Source organism: Anaerovorax odorimutans (assembly GCF_024459955.1).
Taxonomy (GTDB): domain Bacteria; phylum Bacillota; class Clostridia; order Peptostreptococcales; family Anaerovoracaceae; genus Hominibacterium; species Hominibacterium odorimutans_A.
This window is the reverse complement of sequence record NZ_JANFXK010000182.1, coordinates 1-246: the sequence shown is the minus strand read 5'-3', so window position 1 is coordinate 246 and position 246 is coordinate 1. Positions and strand designations below refer to the sequence as shown.

Annotated in this window: 1 protein-coding gene; it reads right to left on the bottom strand. The window is 39.8% G+C overall.

Features of this window, described 5'->3' with window-relative positions; translation table 11 throughout:
* Positions 1-246, bottom strand: a 246-nt coding sequence (locus tag NE619_RS18395; protein ID WP_256133912.1) for a hypothetical protein, incomplete at both ends; no start/stop codon positions are given.

The window sequence follows — 246 nt, the reverse complement described above, 5'->3', positions numbered from 1 at the left end:
CGTACGGCGATCCGTTTACTTCGCTCAATCTTTTTCCTTGAAGTTCATAATCCGAATAATAATCATAAAACGTCGTATTTGCGTAATAGTATTTTGGATCATACGACTTGTTTTTCGCTATCGGAATGTTCTTTCCCTCATCTCCGTGATCGCTCGCCTTAAAGATCGAACTCCATGTTCCGTTGATTTTCGACTGCTCACTCGTATAACTTAAACTTTTCTTCTGAAGTACGTCTGCGAAAAAGC